The 14,664-nt window shown below is 65.2% G+C and carries 12 protein-coding genes; 2 read left to right on the top strand and 10 right to left on the bottom strand.

The window, feature by feature from the left end; all coding sequences use genetic code 11:
* Positions 1–3: 3 nt before the first annotated feature.
* Together EO170_RS05390 and EO170_RS05385 are read left to right on the top strand one after the other, a co-directional pair.
* Positions 4–318: a hypothetical protein gene (locus EO170_RS05390; RefSeq protein ID WP_024939067.1), complete on the top strand. Its 315-nt coding sequence runs from the start codon at positions 4–6 to the stop codon at positions 316–318.
* Positions 319–326: 8 nt separating this feature from the next.
* Positions 327–1,082 carry a M90 family metallopeptidase gene (locus EO170_RS05385; protein ID WP_126943071.1) on the top strand — a complete coding sequence of 252 codons (756 nt, stop codon included), beginning with the start codon at positions 327–329 and terminating at the stop codon, positions 1,080–1,082.
* A 157-nt stretch (positions 1,083–1,239) separates the two neighbouring features.
* Here the strand turns inward: EO170_RS05385 and EO170_RS05380 are convergent, their stop codons facing one another.
* The 10 genes from EO170_RS05380 to dinG all read right to left on the bottom strand — a co-directional run bounded on the left by EO170_RS05380 (position 1,240) and on the right by dinG (position 14,431).
* Positions 1,240–2,427 carry a DUF1501 domain-containing protein gene (locus EO170_RS05380; protein ID WP_126943068.1) on the bottom strand — a complete coding sequence of 396 codons (1,188 nt, stop codon included), beginning with the start codon at positions 2,425–2,427 and terminating at the stop codon, positions 1,240–1,242.
* A gap of 84 nt (positions 2,428–2,511) precedes the next feature.
* Positions 2,512–4,113, bottom strand: a complete 1,602-nt coding sequence (locus tag EO170_RS05375) for a DUF1800 domain-containing protein (RefSeq protein WP_126943244.1) — start codon at positions 4,111–4,113, stop codon at positions 2,512–2,514.
* A 111-nt stretch (positions 4,114–4,224) separates the two neighbouring features.
* On the bottom strand, positions 4,225–5,595 hold the full coding sequence (locus EO170_RS05370) for an ATP-binding protein (protein WP_180708339.1): 1,371 nt from the start codon (positions 5,593–5,595) through the stop codon (positions 4,225–4,227).
* A 74-nt stretch (positions 5,596–5,669) separates the two neighbouring features.
* A complete protein-coding gene (locus tag EO170_RS05365) occupies positions 5,670–6,353 on the bottom strand; it encodes a response regulator transcription factor (RefSeq protein ID WP_002808458.1) in 684 nt (227 codons plus the stop codon).
* Between the two features lie 71 nt (positions 6,354–6,424).
* Positions 6,425–6,814: a hypothetical protein gene (locus EO170_RS05360; protein WP_180708297.1), complete on the bottom strand. Its 390-nt coding sequence runs from the start codon at positions 6,812–6,814 to the stop codon at positions 6,425–6,427.
* Positions 6,815–7,064: 250 nt separating this feature from the next.
* The gene (gene dusA / locus EO170_RS05355) at positions 7,065–8,069 is read right to left on the bottom strand and encodes a tRNA dihydrouridine(20/20a) synthase DusA (protein ID WP_126943065.1); all 1,005 of its coding nucleotides are present in this window, start codon (positions 8,067–8,069) and stop codon (positions 7,065–7,067) included.
* A gap of 463 nt (positions 8,070–8,532) precedes the next feature.
* Positions 8,533–8,757, bottom strand: a complete 225-nt coding sequence (locus EO170_RS05345) for a hypothetical protein (protein WP_164740916.1) — start codon at positions 8,755–8,757, stop codon at positions 8,533–8,535.
* 873 nt (positions 8,758–9,630) lie between these two features.
* Entirely contained in the window at positions 9,631–10,206 is a 576-nt protein-coding gene (locus tag EO170_RS05340; protein WP_126943062.1) for an ankyrin repeat domain-containing protein, read from the bottom strand.
* A gap of 57 nt (positions 10,207–10,263) precedes the next feature.
* Positions 10,264–11,769: a catalase KatB gene (gene katB / locus EO170_RS05335; protein WP_184631110.1), complete on the bottom strand. Its 1,506-nt coding sequence runs from the start codon at positions 11,767–11,769 to the stop codon at positions 10,264–10,266.
* A 526-nt stretch (positions 11,770–12,295) separates the two neighbouring features.
* On the bottom strand, positions 12,296–14,431 hold the full coding sequence (dinG, locus tag EO170_RS05330) for an ATP-dependent DNA helicase DinG (RefSeq protein ID WP_126943056.1): 2,136 nt from the start codon (positions 14,429–14,431) through the stop codon (positions 12,296–12,298).
* Between the last annotated feature and the right edge of the window lie 233 nt (positions 14,432–14,664).

Genomic DNA, 14,664 nt, shown 5'->3' with positions numbered 1-14,664 from the left:
GTTATGATCGGCGACTCACGCCGCTTGCCCTGGATGTGGACGATGCGCCGAATCACGGTTTGCCTGCTCCTGTTGTTGGCTCCGCTTGCCGCACTGGCATCGGACCAGCTGGCCGATGGCGATCATGAGAGCTGCGTCAGCAGCAACTCGGCGGCACGCGGCAGAACCCCCAACGGCGAGCCGGCAACCCCGGCACGTGCTCCCGCGCACAAGCCCGCGCCGGCCACCGGCGGTGGTGGTGGCGACGGCGACGGACTGTTCCCCCGTATGCGCACGATGCCGCGCTGGCATAGCTTCCTGCCGGGCATGTTCCGCTGATCCAGTGGTTGTTGCGCCGGCTGCGCCGGCCGCCGGCCGATATTCCCGATGCCTTATGGCTGCCGGTCAGCCGCCGCTGCGCCTGGGTCGCTGCGCTCGATCCGCCCCGCCAGCACCGTCTGCGTGCACTGACTGCGCAGTTCCTGCGGCAAAAAACCATTTCCCCGCTCGACGGGCTGCAGCTGCAACCGCACGATCACGTCCTGCTGGCAGCCACCTGCTGCCTGCCGTTGCTGAACATCGGCGCGGCCGGCTGGCGTGGCTGGTCGCAGCTGATCGTTTACCCGGACGCATTCCGCGTGCAACGCACGCATGTGGATGCGGCCGGAGTGATGCATGCCTGGGACGACACCTTGATTGGCGAGGCCTGGGAGCAAGGGCCGCTGATCGTCAGCTGGGCCGACGTGCAGGCCGATCTGGATGACCCGCAGGCCGGCTTCAACGTGATCGTGCATGAGATGGCGCACAAGCTCGATGCACTTGATGGCGCCCTCGACGGCACTCCGCCGCTGCCGCGCGACGCGCAGCGCGCCTGGGCACGCGATTTTCAGCAGGCCTTCGACGCCTTCTGCCAACGCGTCGATGCCGGCGAAGACACCGAGATCGACCCGTATGCCGCCGAAGCACCGGACGAATTCTTTGCAGTGGTGAGCGAATACCACTTCTCCGCGCCACAGCTGCTGGCGCGCGTCATGCCGGATGTCGCTGCACAGCTGACGCGCTTCTATGGACCATCGCCGTTTGCGGCGTCAGCGCAGCGCTGATGGTGCGGTGACATGCCTGCATGCGTTGGGCTGTCGTCGTGCAATGCTGTCGCGCGCATCAATCGCACGCGTTTCAAGCGACTGAGCACACCAATGCGCGATGCCGCACGCGGCCATATGCGGGACGGATCGACATCGCTCGCGCATTGCCAGGCATTCACACCAACCCAAGATCGCGCGGCCTGGCTCCGGGAAACACCTGTTCCAGCTGCGCAGGCGACAATCCCCACAACCGGCTCAATACACCGCCGAACAGGCTGCGGTAATTGGTGAGCACCGGATAATCGCGGTTCTGCAGCAGCTGTGCCTGCGCAACGGCGACCTGCTCGCCCGCGATCCGGCCGCCACGCACGCTGCCGCCCAGTACCCAGTACGTGGTGCCATGCCCATGATCGGTGCCCTTGCTGCCGTTCTCGCGGAAGGTGCGGCCGAACTCGGACAGCACCACCACCACGGTGTCCTTCCATGCCGGCCCCAGGGCCTCGGCGTACGCCGCCAGTCCTTCGCCCAGATTGCGCAGATTGTTGGCCAGGCCGCCCTCGACACTGCCCTGGTTGGCGTGCGTGTCCCAACCGCCGACATCGACAAATCCCAGCCGATAACGCTCGCGCATCAGGCTTGCCATGCGCCGGGTTTCGTCGGCGAAGGTGCGCGCACTGGCGGCGCCGCGACCGGCCTGCTCCATCTCTTCGCGCAGCTGCGCGGTGACCTGCTGACGCAGTGCCAGACCTTCGCGCGCGGCCGCTGCCAGCGGCGTTGCGTCGTACATCTGCGACAGGATCTGCGCCTGTCGCGCATCCACACCGCCCTTGCCGATGCCCCGCAACGACACGTTGGGCAGGTCGCCGCCACCCTGGAAGGTCAGCGGCAGCGAATCGGTGAAGGCAATCGCCGGCACTCCGCTGAGCACGCCCGACAGGCGCGCCATGAAGCCGGAACGATAATCGCGGCGCTGCGTGCCGGCCTGCCCGGATTCGATGTCGTCCTGGGTTTCGAAGTGACTGCGCGACAGATCGTCGGTGCCGGCAAACGGCACGAACGCCAGCTGCTGGCGTTGCCATAGCGGCAGCAGCGCATCGCGCATCACCGGGTTGAGCCCCCATTGCGTATCCAGCGCAATGGCACTGTCCGGATTGGCCGCATCCGGCCGCGCAATCGCCAGGGTCGGACGCGCCTGATAATAGAAATCGCTGGCATGTGGCACCAGCAGGTTGTTGCTGTCATAGCCGCCACGCAGGAACACCACCAGCATGCGCGCACTGTCGCGTGGTGCAGCAAACAGGCGACCGCTCCAGGGCAGGCTGGCGGCCGCTGCGGAGGCGAGCAGAAATCGACGTCGTTGCATGGCGCACTCCCGTGGCGGTGATCGCTGGTCGGTTGTTGATCAGCGGGTATTGCATCGGCGGCCGTTGAATCGGCGCCCCTTGAATCAGCGATAGTTGAAGTCCGGCGATGACAGCAGGAATCCGTTCCATTCCGCAGGCGAACGCGCCTGCCCCAAGGCATCGCGCGTGCCGCTGGAGAGCGACGGCGCCACCCAGCGATACGATGGACGCGTGTCGATCTGCGTCAGCGCCGGCAGTGGCGTGTCGTTATCGCCATCGAAGCGGAACAGTTGCCTGGGTCCGCCCCCCAACGCACGCGCCACCTCGAAGCGGCGTGCCAGCTGCCCGGAGCTGGTCCATGCCTGCGATTGCAGCGACCAGCCATCGGGGGTGATGCGCCCGAACACCGGCTCGCCGAGTTGCTGCACCCAGCTCACCATCGGCGCGGCATTGACCACCGGTTGTCCCTCGTACGCCAGCCGCATCGCCGAGACCACAAACCGATTCGGATCCTTGAACTTGCGCGGTTGCGCCTGCGCAAACTCCGCTGAATCCAGCAGGGTCTGCATGACCTTGGCGATATCGCCATCGCTGCGCTGAAAGGTGTTTGCCATGCGCTCGACCAACGCAGCCGGTGGCGTGTCGCTGACAAAGTACTCGGCCAGGCGCTGCGAAATGAAATGGGCGCATGCCGGCTGCCGCACCAGCAACTGCACCGCACGCGCGATCTCATCCAGGCCGCCGGCGGCGATGCGCTGGCCAAGCAAGGTCTTGTCGCCAGGTTGATGACGCGCAGGATTGAATTCGAACAGCCCCTTGCGCACCACCTGCGGCTGCCCCGGCGCGGTAGCGGCCAGCGGCGGAGCGCCCTCGGCCTTGACCGGCACTAGGCCGGCACCGGTAAGGATCAGCGCCAGCTGCTGCACATCCTGCTGGCTGTAGCCGCCATGCACGCCCAGCGTGTGCAGCTCCATCAGTTCGCGTGCGTAATTTTCGTTGACCTTGCCCTTGGCGTTCTTGGCGTTGTCCAGATACTCCAGCATCGCCGGGCTTTCCAGCGTGGCCATCACCAGGTCGGCGAACTTGCCGGTGGCGTGTGGGCGGATCGCGTTTTCCATGTAATCGGCCGCCATCCATTTCACGCGCCCCTTGTCGGCGTACACGCTGAAATGATTGAGCCAGAACCACACCAGCTGCTCGTGCACCTGTTCCGGCGCATACACCGCACGCAGCAGCTGCGCCTGACGCGCCTGGGTCAGCATCTGCCCGCCACGCGCCTGCCACGCCTTGCGCAATGCCGTCTTTTCGTCGCCATCGGGCATGCCTTGCAGGCGGATCTTGTCGGCCTCGTACTGCGTCAGCAAGGCTAGCAAGGGCGTGTGCAATGCATCGAATTGCTGCAGTTGGGCACGGATCGGCGCTGGCAGTGCCGCATCGTCGCCGGCCTGCAATAGCAGCCTGCCGTAGCGTTTGGGCCCGAGCCGCTGCAGTTGCGCTGCGCTATCGGCATCTACACCGTAGGTGGCACGCTGCAGCCAGCGTGTCTGGGTCGGCGTCAGTGCTGGATTGGCAGCACTGCACGACATGGCGAAGACGCAACCCGCGAGAAGCCACGTCAGCTGCCATCGGTGGTGGCGGCGCGTGCCCACCGGATGTGCGCTCAGCCAGCGCGTCTGTGCATTGCGCTCGAACATGCAGCTCTCCATCGCAACGGCCTGAAACGGGCCCAGTATGGTCACGCCAACGCGCGGGGCGTTAAACGGTTGTCGGAGTGCGCTGCAGCGTTGACCACGGGTTCATTCCGCACCCCATGCCGGTCACAGTCCCGGCGGCAGGGTCACATCGAAGCGGGCGCCGCCCAGTTCCTGCGAGCGCACCACCTGCAGCTCGCCGCGGTAGGCCTTGATGAGGTCCTGCACGATCGACATGCCGATGCCGTGGCCTTGCACGCGCTCGTCGCCGCGCACGCCACGCTGCAGGATCTTGGCCACGTCTTCCGGCGCGATGCCGGGGCCATCGTCTTCCACCGACAGGATCAAGCCGGCGCGACGGCTGCCGGTGGTGGGACCGGGCTGGGCGGTCAGCAGCACGCGGCTGCGCGCCCATTTGAAGCCGTTTTCCAGCAGGTTGCCCAGCAATTCCTGCAGGTCGCCCGGCTCCCCATGAAAGCGCGCGTCGGGCGAAATATCGAACTCGCACAACACGCCCTTGACCGAATAGACCTTCTCCAGCCCGCGTACGATTTCTTCGGCGGTCGACTCGATCGGCAGCGGTGCGGCGAACAGCTTGTGCCCGCTGGAGGCCGCGCGAGCGAGCTGGTAGGACACCAGATCGTTCATGCGGCGCAACTGCACATCCATTTCCTCGTGCAGATCGCGCTCGGATTGGCCGCTATCGAGCTGGGTGCGCAACACCGCGATCGGCGTCTTGAGGCTATGCGCGAGATCGGCCAGCGTGTTGCGCTGGCGATCCAGATTGTCGCGCTCGCTCTCGATGAAGGCGTTGATGCTTTCGGTCAGCGGCTCCAGTTCGCGCGGATGCTGCTCGCTCATGCGCTGGATTTCACCACGCTGCACCTTGGTCAGCTCGTTGATGACCCGCCGCAGCGGACGCAGGCTCCACTGCAGGATGAAGGCCTGCAGCACCAGCAGCACCACGCCGGCACTGCCGAGATAGAACCACACCGCAGTACGGAACACGCGCAGCTGCGCGCCCATCGAGCGCGCATCTTCCATCACGTAGATGGTGTACGGAATCTCGCCGCCGTGTTCGCGCTCGACGTAACTCACGCCCAGGCCGTAGCGGTACAACTGGCCCACGCTGCCGTCGATCTGGGTCATCTCCAGCGGGCCGATGAATTCTTCCTGGCGCGGCTCGAGCATGCGCCCGTGCGGAATATTCGGGCCCTCGGCCGACATCGAGGTCCAGCTTTCATCCGGGCGCACGACTTCCACGTACAGCCCGCCACCGGGCACATCGAAACGCGGGTCTGGCGGCTGCCCGCCGATATACAGCGAGCCGTCGCGGACGAAATCGATATTGGCCGCGTACGCAGAGGCGTAGTTCTTCAGCCGCTCGCGCAGGTTTTTCTCGGCGGTATCGGCAAACGCCACGTCCAGCGCATACCCCGCCAGGGCCAGGAAAGCCACCAGACTGAGGCTGGCAGCCAGCAACTGGCGGGCCTGCAGGGAGCGCGGCCGCCAGCGTCTATACCATTTGGAGCGGCCCGGCACCTGATCTTCCTGCTTGCCGACGCGCGGACTCAGCCTTCGGTACGCGGAATGGCGAAACGATAGCCGCGGCCACGCACGGTCTCGATCGGCTTGAGCTCACCATCGGGATCGAGCTTCTTGCGCAGGCGGCCGATGAACACTTCCAGCACGTTCGAATCGCGATCGAAATCCTGCTGGTAGATGTGCTCGGTCAGATCGGCCTTGGAAACCAGTTCGCCGGCATGCATCATCAGGTACTCGAGCACCTTGTACTCGTAGCTGGTCAGGTCCACGTTGGCGCCATTGACGCTGACCGTCTGCGCTGCCAGATCCAGGGCAACCGGGCCACATTCCAGGGTCGGCTTGCTCCAGCCCGCGGCACGCCGCAGCAGCGCATTGACGCGCGCCAGCAACTCTTCGACATGGAACGGCTTGACCAGGTAATCGTCGGCACCCTGCTTGAGGCCTTCGACCTTGTCCTGCCAGCTCGAACGCGCGGTCAGGATCAGCACCGGGAATTTCTTGCCCTCGTCGCGCAGCGCCTTGATCAACTCCATTCCGGACATCTTGGGCAGGCCAAGGTCGATGATGCCGACATCGAACGGGACTTCGCGGCCCATGTACAGGCCTTCTTCGCCGTCTTGTGCAGCGTCGACAGCAAAGCCTTCACGCTTCAGGCGCGCGGCAAGGGTCTCGCGCAGCGGAGCTTCGTCTTCGACCAAAAGGATACGCATGCACTCTCCCTAGTTACGTTGTCGGCCAATGGCCGGGGAATTTATAAGACTGAACGCAGAACTATCTACGTTTACTGGTTATCGTCGCGTGGTGGCGCATCCGGCTGAGCCGGGCTGCGCGGCGGCATGGCCTGCATCTGCTCCGACTCGTACACGGTATGCACGCGGCCATCCTTCATGTACTTGATCCGGTTGAGATTGCCCCCGTCGAACGGCACGCGCTCGGCACTGAGGATCTGTCCACCGGTGGACCGCTGCACCTGCCGGATGGTGTCCGAGAGCGTGCGCCCATTACCGCGCGCGGACGGCGGTAATGGATCGCGTCCCGCGTGCGACATCGGATACGCCTGTCCCCATGCAAACGGCGCTGCCATGGCAACCCCAAGGGCAACCAGGACGACATAGCGGGCGCGGCAGGACGGCTGGGTCACAATGAATCCTAGCGGGTTGTTCAGGAACATTCAAAATTCGTGAAGACGGCCACCGGGCATCGCATGGTCGAACCCGAGAATAGACCCAAATTCTTGATTTTTCGGGGTGAATCCCATCTGAACTTTTTAGCTTTGTGTTAACGCGGTTCAGCGAAATGAATCCATCCGGCCGCCATAGAGCGGTTCAGCGCCGGATTTCGCAGTTGCGCCTGACCGGCGGCATCCTGCTACATGCCAGACATCCGTATGCCGGTTCAGCTAATGCAAGCTGCAAGCCAGTTCAGGCCACCACGCGCCAGCCCTGGGTGTCGGTGCGCTGCAAGGCCTGCTCGACCAGATCCCAACCGGCACCCGGCCGGTGTGCGCCCTCGCTCAGGACCTGCCGGAACGCGCGTCCGCCCGGCTGGCCATGGAACAGCCCCAGCACGTGCCGGGTCATATGCTTCAGCGCCAGGCCGCGTTCCAGCTGCGACTCGACGTAGGGCCGCAAGGCGCGCAGCAACGCATCGCGCGGCTGCTCCGCACGCTGGTTCAGGGCCGCATCCAGGCGATGCAGCACGTAGGGGTCGTGGTAGGCGGCGCGGCCGAGCATGACGCCGTCAGCCTGGTGTAGATGCTCCATGGCGGCCTCCACCGTCGCAATGCCGCCATTGAGGACCACCGGCAACGCGGGGCGCTCTTGCCTGAGGCGATAGGCCCAGTCGTAACGCAACGGCGGCACCTCGCGGTTTTCCTTGGGCGACAGGCCCTTGAGCCACGCGTTGCGGGCATGCACCACCACCATGGCCGCGCCGGCTGCGACCACCTGGTCGACGAAGCTGGCAAACACGGCGTAGTCGTCGTCATCGTCCACGCCGAGGCGGCATTTGACCGTGACCGGCAACGTGGTCGCCGCACACATGGCGGCGACACAGTCGGCAACCAGCGCCGGCTCGCGCATCAGGCAGGCACCGAAGCGCCCGGCCTGCACCCGGTCGGACGGGCAGCCGCAATTGAGGTTGATCTCGTCGTAGCCCCACTCCTGCGCGATCGCCACTGCCTGCGCAAGCAGCGCCGGCTCGCTGCCGCCCAATTGCAGCGCCAGCGGGTGTTCGACCGGATCGAAGCCGATCAGCCGCGCGCGATCGCCATGGATCACCGCATTGGCGTGCACCATCTCGGTATATAGCCGCGCCGAGGGTGCCAGCAGGCGATGGAAGACCCGGCAATGGCGGTCGGTCCAGTCCATCATCGGGGCGACGGACAGGCGCAGGGAGGCGGCGTAGCGATCGGCGGAAGCGGTCATCGACATGTGGCCGCAGCAGGCGGCCATCGGAATGCGGAGCAGGATCAACAGCTTACACGGGCGTGGATGAATCTGCCGCAGCGCGGCGCGGCATCCCGCATGGCTTATCTACTGGAGTCCTCTGCAGGATCATCCACTCACTGCACTGTGTGATTGCCCCATCTCGGCTGGCCGAATCCACGCAGGACGCACGTTTTATGACGTGCTGGCAGCGCGCTTTGGCGGGCGGCAGCGGGCGGCTTTGTGCCATCGGGAGGAGCGAACAACATCGCGCTGGCGCTGTTCTCGTTTCCGTCGCTTGCCCGGTGCAAGCGTCATCAGGCGGCTCAGGCGGCATCGCTGCCGGATGCGCGGTGTCTGGCGGCGTTCGCCTGGACAGGGCGAACGCAGTGCATCATCGGTGACGCGCGAAGCTCATTGGTCCGGTGCAGCGTAGTTTCCTGCGCCTGGACCGCATCTGTAGTTACGGGTTGCGGAAGCCCACACGCTCGTCGGCACTCAGCGGCTTGCCGAGGGCGTGGTACGAAGCGACCAGGGTGATCAGGGCAGTGCCCAGCACGGTGTAGAAGCTCCACGACGTGGCCAGCACGTGTACCTGACCGAACACCAGGGCGACCACGGCGGTGGCGGTGCACAGCACCATGGCCAGCAGGGACATCAGGAAAGGGATGGAGGGATCGAGCTTCATGGTCCGGGGGGTTCCAGTGTGCGATAGCGGAAGCATCGGCGTTCGCAGCGCTTTCTTGAACTGTTTTTTGCGGTTTTCCCGCACAAATTTCAGGCAAGTCAGCGCGCACTCAGACTTCTGTCAAACCCTTGGCGCACAAGCATTTCCACGTCAGGAGACTCCTGACGCAGTGGCGTAAAAATCACCACATGCGCCAGAGATCCAACGCGCCTTCGGCAGAAAACCGGCGGAGGCGGTGGCTGCACTTTTTGGCGGGTCGTGGAGGCAAATTGACCAGGTCGGCGAGCCACTAGCCGATCCGGGAGCGACGATTCGCTGCGCTCGGTGCACGATGGCTGACCTCCGAGCCTGGCGGGGGCGATGGTTGCGCCTCTCGGCAGGTGATGAAGGCAGATTGAGTAAGTCGACGCGCGGCCAGCCGATCTCAGAGCGAGGATGCGGTGCGCTCGGTGCGCAACGGCTGCCCCCCGAACCACGTCGGTGGTCATAGCCGAGCGGGCGTCGCCGGTACGCGCCGGTAGTGTCAGCACGCGCGATGGAGTGCTGCAGCGAGGCCGCCGAGGCTCCGTGTATCGAGGTGCAGGACTCAGGCGATGCCGATCAGCGACTCATCCGACGGCCACCGGGACGGAGCTGCCGTTGCAACCACCGACAGCGCTTCGAAGACGGCCGAGCGCTAGGCGTGCAATCCGCTCGGCTGCGGCCTGCAGGCGACTGGCCTGTGCACCAGGTGCATTGCGGTACGGCACGCTGCAGCAAGCATGGCCGTTGGCTCATGCCGGCATCGGCCGCGCCTGTGCAAGCTTGCTGACGCCTGGCACCACGCACGCTTGGCATCACGCACGCCTGCCCGGCCACGCATGACAGGCGCGCTCAGCGCGCCGGGGACGTCGCGAACTCGCCGCGTTGCAGCCTGGTCACATCGTTGCCCTGCCCATCCTTGAGGCTGAGGTCCGCGCCCTTGGCGGCCAGGTCCTTGAGCACGTCGGTCCGCTGGAACAGCGCTGCGTACATCGCCGCGGTCTGCCCGGCATTGTTGCGCTGGTCGGGAGCACAGTCGGCCTGCATCAGGCGCTTGGCGATGCCCAGCTCGCCCTTGAAGATCGCCCCCATCAGCGCAGTGTTGCCGCGCTTGTCCTGCGCGCAGGGGTCGGCGCCGGCGCTGAGCAGCTGCTCCACTGCCGGGCGCTGGCCGTGATAGGCCGCCAGGATCAGGGCGGTGTAGCCCTTCTCGTCGCGGGTGTTGAGGTCGTAGTGCGAGCGAATGAACTCGGCCAGCATGTCCTGCCGCCCTTCGCGTGCGGCGTCGAAGAAGTACTCGCGCAGCTGCAGCTTGATCTGCGCCGGGTCGGCGGCGGCAGTCGTGGCGCTGGTGGAGGCAGCTGTGGGCGAGGCAGCGTTGGCAGCCGCAGACAGGGTGCCGAGCATCAGAAACAGCAGGGTGCGCATATGGCTCTCCCGATAGCGAAACGGCACCGCGGCACAGGCCGCGATGCCGTGGGTGGATCAGTCCTGCAGGCTGGAGGCCAGCTGCTTGACCCGGGCCAGGTCGCCCTTGGCGACACGGGTCACGCCGGTGCCGTACTCGGGGTCGGCCTTGTACAGGAACGACAGCAGGATGTGCTTGCTCTCGGTATCGGTGTTGGCCAGCGACTCGCCGAAACTCTGCACTAGATCGGCGCGATCCTTCTTGCTGTAGGACCGATACAACTCACCGGCCTGCTTGAAGTTCTGCTCGCGGGTGATCTTGGCCTGCTGGGTGGTACCCGATAGCGGCAACGCGCTGTAACGCGCAGCGGTATCCTGCGGACGCGGTTCCAGGCGGCTCGGCTCGTAGTTCACGCCACTTGTGGTGTGGCCGTGATTGGCCTCGCCATCCTGGTTGCCGTTGTTGACCGCCACGCGCGGACGATTCACCGGCAGGCTCAAACCATTGGTGCCGACGCGATACAGCTGGGTATCGGCGTAGGAGAAGATACGGCCCTGCAGCAGACGATCTTCGGACGGCTCGATGCCCGGCACCAGGTTGGCCGGCGCCATCGCGACCTGCTCGGTTTCCTGGAAGAAGTTGTCGACGTTCTTGTTCAACACCATCTGGCCGACCTTCTGCTCCGGCACGTCCGGCCAGATCTTGGTGGCATCCAGCGGATCGAAATCGAACTTGGCCAGGTCTTCCGGCTTGAGCACCTGCACGTACAGGTCCCACTTCGGGTAGTCGCCCTTCTTGATCGCACCGACCAGGTCGTTGGTCAGGTGGCTGTAGTCCTTGGCCTGGACGGCGGCAACCTGCTTGGGATCGAGGTTCTTGATGCCCTGCAGCGTCTTCCAGTGGAACTTGACGTAGTGCACTTCACCCTGGGCATTGACCAGCTTGTAGGCATGCACACCGTTGCCATCCATGAAGCGATAGCCAGCCGGGGTGCCTTCGTTGGAATACAGCAACGTCAGCGTGCGGGTGCTTTCGGGCACGTGCGAGAAGAAATCGAAACGGCGCGAGTCGTCGTCCAGGTTGGTGCGCGGGTCCGGCTTGAAGGCGTGGACCATGTCGGGGAACTTGATCGCATCGCGAATGAAGAAGGTGGGAAAGTTGTTGCCGACCAGATCCCAGTTGCCTTCGCTGGTGTAGAACTTGGTGGCAAAGCCGTGCGGGTCGCGCAAGGTCTCCGGCGAGTGGTTGCCGTGCACCACCGAGGAGAAGCGCACGAACACCGGGGTCTTTTCGCCGGCACTGAATACCTTGGCCTTGGTCAGGCTGGACAGATCGGCGGTAGCGGTGAACTCGCCTTTGACGCCGGTGCCGCGTGCATGCACCACGCGCTCGGGGATGCGCTCGCGATCGAAGCGCTGCAGCTTCTGGATCAGCTGCACATCCTGCAGCAGGGTCGGGCCATTGGCGCCGGCGGTCTGCGAGTTCTGGTTGTCACCGACCTTGGCGCCGTTGTCGCGGGTCAGAACGGATTGGGCGAAGACCGGCGGGGCGATCAACGTGGGGGCTAGCAGGGCTAGCACCATGAGGGATCCAGGGCGCATGGCGTCAGCTCGTTTGAGGGAGCTGAATCATGGCCAGCGGACCGAAGCGTGAGAAGTCGTTAGTTATGATCGCTGCGATAGGCGAACATGATGATGACTACAGAGCGTGATATAGATCGCTAAACGGCCAGGCAATGGTTTGCAGATGTCTGCCTGCATCCTTGCCTCAATCACTAACCGTCTCGTTGCGCAGGACGAATGTGCAGGGAGATCCAACCCGATGTTGCGGTGCATGGTTGGCAACGTCGAGGTGATTGGTCAGGCGTCTTCGTCAAAAGAGCAGTTTTTTCTCATGCCTGACGTTCTGAGAAAGGCGTCCACTGCGCCTTGCATTTGCAGATACCGCTGCAGCTACAGCAAACGGTGCCATCGTGGCACTGCGCTCAACGGTGTGCGAACGGCGGATACACTGCGTTGATCGTGCAGCGTCGCCGTTACAGGGGCGATGCTTGCGTGCCCGCCAATGGCTGCATCGTTGCAGGACACGCACCGATGCAGCAGTAACTGATCAACGCCCGATCACCCGCTTGAACGGCGGAAGCGCGTCGATGATGCGTTTGCCATAGCGACGTGTCAGCAGGCGCGAGTCGAGGATGATCACGCGGCCGTGGTCGCTGGAGCTGCGGATCAAGCGGCCTGCAAACTGCGTGAGCGTGCGCAGCGCGTGCGGGATGGCGATCAGGTTGAAGGCATTGTGGCCGCGGCTTTCCAGCCATTCGCTCAAGGTCGAGGTCTGCGGGTCGGTCGGCACCGCAAACGGCACCTGGGTGATGACCACGGTGGTGCAGGCATCGCCGGGCAGGTCCAGGCCTTCGCCGAAGGAGTTCAGGCCAAACAGCACCGAGCCCTCGCCGGCGGCGATGCGGCGCATGTGCTCGGTGATCAGTTGCGACTTGTTGCCCTCGCCCTGCACCAGTACGCGGTTGCGCTGCGCCAGCGGCATCAGGTCGGCGACCTTTTCCATCTTCCAGCGCGAGGTGAACAGCACGATGCTGCCCTTGGCGGTCCAGTCGAGTTCGCGCACCAGGTAACGTGCGACTTCCTTCGGGTGGCCTTCGCGATCGTCGGGAGTGACCGGGAAATTGGGCACGATCAACTCGGCCTGGTTGGGCAAGTCGAACGGTGAGGCCAGCGAGGCCATCTCGGCGTGATCGGGCAGGCCGTTGTCGATGGCGAACGATTGGAAATCGCCGCCACCGGTCAAGGTGGCCGAGGTCATCACCACCGAATCCACTTCGTTCCAGATCATCGTGCGCAGCACCTGCGCGGCCGACACCGGCGAGCAATGGCAGATCAGATCGCCATCGCGCGACAGGGTGATCCAGCGGGCCATCGGCGGCTGGCCTTCCTTGTCCTCGCGCCGCCAGCCGCTCCACAGATTGTGTTGCTGCTCGGCCATCTCCAGGGCCAGGCCGAGGCTGCGCTGCAGGCGTTCGCGCGCCGCATCGTCCTGCTTGCCCTTGGCGATCGCACTGTGTGCGGCATGCACCCAGTTGAACAGCGCGCGGGTTTCTTCGCCAAGTTCTTCGATGGCCGGGCCCCACTGCGGCGGCAGCTTGCCGTTGGCCGCACGCCACAAGGGATCGCGCTCGCCGGGCTCGGGCTTCCACACGCGTTCGACCTCGGCATGGAAGGCCTTGAGCAGCTTGGACACGCGCGCGGCCACCTCGATGGCCTCGTTGGGCAGCAGGTTGCCGAGCTTGTCCTTGTCCACGGCGCGGTAGGCGGCGGCGATGAGGATCTGCAACCGGCCGGTGCGCTTGGCCATCTCGTCCAATGGCAGGCTGGCCGCGCCCTGGTCGATCGCCACGCCGGCGATGTGGTGGCCTTCGTCGAGCACCAGCAGCATGTCGGCGGGCGGGGCGATCAATGGCTGGCCATTCTCGGCATCGCCCAGCGACAGCGACGACAGCAGCAGTGCATGGTTGGTGACCACGATCTGCGCTTCGCGCACGTCGGTGCGCGCCTTCAGCACCGGGCATTGCGCGGCGTAGCTGCAGCGGCGGCCGGCACAGCCGGAGGCTGGCGTGGTGATGCGCAGCCGCAGCGGCACCGAGACCTGCTCGGGCGCATCATCCAGATCGCCGTTCCAGCTGCGTTCGGCGTAGGCCTTGGCCAGGCGCTTGGCCAGATCCGCGTCGGCCGGGCTGAGCGGGCGGTCGTAGAGCACCTGCTCGTCGTCGAACATGCCTTCCTGGCTGGTTTCGCCCTGCAGCTCGGCGGCGTTGCGCGTGCACAGGTAGCGGGTGCGGCCCTTGGCCAGCGCAACCGTGGCTTCCAGGCCGGTGGCCTTGAGGAAGGCCGGGATGTCGCGCTCCACCAGCTGCGATTGCAGCGCCACGGTGCCGGTGCTGATGACCAGCTTTTTCTTGGTGGCCAGCGCGATCGGCACGCCGGCGGTGAGATAGCCCAGGCTCTTGCCGACGCCGGTAGGCGCCTCGGCAATGCCGATGCCACCGGAGGTGGCCAGCGCGCGCGAGACCAGGCCGATCATCTGGCTCTGCGCCCGCCGCGTGGCAAAGCCGGGCGTGTTGGCCTGCAGCTTGGCGTAAGCCTCGCGGATGCCGGCCTTGATCGGGTCGGTCAGAACACGCTGGGTGGGAACGGGCGCCGACGGCGCGGCCGGTGGGGCAACTTCATTCATCGGGCTATTTTCGCACGGACCGGCGCAGCGCCTGCGACCGGCACGGCGCTCGGCTGAACGTGTTTGCTGGCGCAGGGCGCCGCCGCCGCCCTGTTCCCGGGTGCGCACGCTGCACGGCCACCGCATGCCTCGGATCCGATCAGCGCCGGCAGGCACTGGCCGCAAGTCCTGACCCGAAGGGTCGCGCAATGGATGCCGACCGAACCACCCTGCGCCACCTGCAACGAGCAGGC

Source organism: Xanthomonas sp. BRIP62409 (assembly GCF_003992965.1).
GTDB lineage: Bacteria > Pseudomonadota > Gammaproteobacteria > Xanthomonadales > Xanthomonadaceae > Xanthomonas > Xanthomonas euroxanthea.
This window is presented reverse-complemented; position numbering and strand designations above follow the sequence as displayed.